At 41.2% G+C, this 2,316-nt stretch carries 3 protein-coding genes and 1 pseudogene; 2 read left to right on the top strand and 2 right to left on the bottom strand.

The features are described from left to right. Positions 1 to 271: 271 nt before the first annotated feature. Together A2F46_RS11525 and A2F46_RS11520 are read right to left on the bottom strand one after the other, a co-directional pair. Positions 272 to 505, bottom strand: a complete 234-nt coding sequence (locus A2F46_RS11525; protein ID WP_066570598.1) for a hypothetical protein — start codon at positions 503 to 505, stop codon at positions 272 to 274. A gap of 459 nt (positions 506 to 964) precedes the next feature. Beyond that, positions 965 to 1,627 carry a helix-turn-helix domain-containing protein gene (locus A2F46_RS11520; protein ID WP_066570596.1) on the bottom strand — a complete coding sequence of 221 codons (663 nt, stop codon included), beginning with the start codon at positions 1,625 to 1,627 and terminating at the stop codon, positions 965 to 967. Positions 1,628 to 1,726: 99 nt separating this feature from the next. On the opposite strand from A2F46_RS11520, the gene A2F46_RS12180 reads away from it, so the two are divergent. After that, complete coding sequence (locus A2F46_RS12180) at positions 1,727 to 1,921, top strand: Cro/CI family transcriptional regulator (RefSeq protein ID WP_082783689.1); 195 nt, start codon at positions 1,727 to 1,729, stop codon at positions 1,919 to 1,921. Between the two features lie 6 nt (positions 1,922 to 1,927). After that, a pseudogene (locus tag A2F46_RS11515) lies at positions 1,928 to 2,316 on the top strand (hypothetical protein); the annotation flags it as partial.

Below are 2,316 nucleotides of genomic sequence, written 5' to 3'. Positions count from 1 at the left end.
GACATAATCAAAATGCAAACAGCACAGTCGTAAAAACAAAGGGCGCTAATGACAGTCAGCGCCTTTTGTTTATTGCTGGACTTACTTTGGGTGGACATCAATGGCCATGAGAAAGAGCAGCCCAAAAAGCATGATGAAAACCGCTACGGTGAAAGTCATTAAAACCACTTCAGTAAAAATGTTGCTTTCTGGCTTCTTCATCGCACATTGTCCTTTGTTGGTGCGCTTTACAGGCACAACCAAAGTAGATAAGATTACTCACGTCGGGTTTTTACCAATTGCCCTGACAATCCTTTGAAAAGCGCCCTGTTACAGCAGGGCGTTTTTTCATGGCGCGTAAAGTTCGGTTGATTTTGGCCATTAACGTCGCTCGTGCTACCTGCTTCAATTCCCAACCGCGCTCAGTGCGCCGAATCTGTACCTGAGCAAATTTATTTTGATTCAGAATTGCATCAATTGAGGCGTTCAGGCTCTCCACTTCATCAAACTGCTTTATGTGGCACATCACTTTCTCCTTCGTTAGTTGAACATTACCTATAGCAAAGCCCACTCCAAGGAATGGGCTTCAATTTAGGTAATACAAAAGTCTGCCGTTATTGCCGCCACGCCACCAATTGCTCGGGCAAAAGGCATTTCGCAGATGGGCGGTCTTGGTTCCCCGTTTCAGATTTTTGTCTGTCACCGACGGGCTTCTCACGGATTGCGCGACGGCCAAGATGTCGCGCCATGCAGCAGCCGGAAAGCGTTCCGACTACCACAACTGTTTTCCTTATTACCAAGTCTGCCTTTCAGGCAGCCTGGAGTTATTCGGACTGAATTATTAAAGAACTTAAATTTCGCTTTGGTTAAATGTAAGATATCTAAATATTAAAATCAAGACTATTTTTAAGATTATTTAAATTTTGTTGCTTAGGCACAAAAAAAACCAGCCGTTAGGCTGGTACTCAATGGAAACTTTAAAAATCTAAGACTTTCGTTTTCGACGATAAATTCGATGTTCTACCATAGTTCCAAGAATAGTAATTTTATGCTCTTCAGAAGAAAGGATAGGATAGTCGGTCATCAGCGGTATTAAAGAAAAAATTTCCAATCCAGTTGAGTTAATGCCTTCTTCTTTATATTTTCTAAAGACTAGTAGCTTGTCATCACAGAAGGCACTGACAAACTCTCCTGGCCTTGGCTTGACGTCTGGGTCAATAACAACAATATCTCCATCAACGAAATCTGGTTCCATCTCATCACCGAAGATTCTATATGCAAAGGCTTTTTCAGACACATTTATGTCGGTCATAATATATTCACCGCTAACTAGCTTATCGGGTGTATTAATATGACAATGAATTAGATTGATTGCACTAATCAAGGGGATCCTATTTCCCCTTAGATTTAATGTCGCTGGTAAGATATTTGAATGGAAGCCTTCACCTTTAAGAAGCCAAGCAAAATCACAGCTGAAAATTATCGCTAATTCAAATAAATTCTCTGCATTTGGTTTTGTAGAGTCTGACTCCCATTGCGAAATAGCAGCATGGGAAACATTACTCATTTTTCGAGCAAGCTCTGATTGCGTTAAATCCAACTCATTCCTTTTTTGTCGAATTCGTTGCCCGATAGATTCCTGTGTCATCCCAATACCCATCAAATATTTAAGTTATTTTAATTGAATTTGATTTAAGTTATCTTCTTGAATATAATTTAAGCAAAATAAACAAAGGTGACTTTTATTATGCGTAAATCTGATGTCATAACTTACTACGGCTCTGGAATTGCAGTAGCAAGAGTTTTAAAAATTAGCTCTTCGGCTGTCTCCCAATGGGCTCTATTAATTCCAGAAAAACAAGCCTATCGACTTGAGAAGATTACTCAGGGACAACTTAAAGTTGATCCATCCCTTTATGATGATCAATCTTCAACTATTTAAGCTTTGATGTTACTTACTACTGATCTAACCCAATCCTTGACTCCTGACTTCGTTGTTCACAACGACGTGATGAAGCTATGCGGCTGCCCCAAGGCTGCTGTTGTGCTGGCCAAGTTTATCTGGTGGTCAAAGGTGGTTGAGCGCAAATCTCCTGAGCGGTGCGGTTGGTTCTATCAAACTGGCAAAGATTTTTTCAGTCAGTTTTGTCTGAAGCGCCGTGGTTATGAGGAAGCTCGAAAAGTATTGGTTGATAAGCTTGGTGTCCTTGAATATCGACGGGGTGGCGTATTTGGTCGCATGTATTGGCGTGTTAATGCCGAGCGGCTTCAGGCAGCCTTGGCTCGGGTGAGTGGTAAACAACCCGAAGCAACAGAGTCCAATTTTCAACAAGACAA

The sequence above is a fragment of the Snodgrassella sp. CFCC 13594 genome, from assembly GCF_001590725.1.
GTDB lineage: Bacteria > Pseudomonadota > Gammaproteobacteria > Burkholderiales > Neisseriaceae > Snodgrassella.
This window is presented reverse-complemented; position numbering and strand designations above follow the sequence as displayed.

What these genes read in the sequence shown, in the direction of transcription:
- A2F46_RS11520 (WP_066570596.1), bottom strand. Translation starts at nt 1,627, where the DNA reads ATGACACAGGAATCTATCGGGCAACGAATTCGACAAAAAAGGAATGAG.
- A2F46_RS12180 (WP_082783689.1), top strand. Translation starts at nt 1,727, where the DNA reads ATGCGTAAATCTGATGTCATAACTTACTACGGCTCTGGAATTGCAGTA.
- A2F46_RS11525 (WP_066570598.1), bottom strand. Translation starts at nt 505, where the DNA reads ATGTGCCACATAAAGCAGTTTGATGAAGTGGAGAGCCTGAACGCCTCA.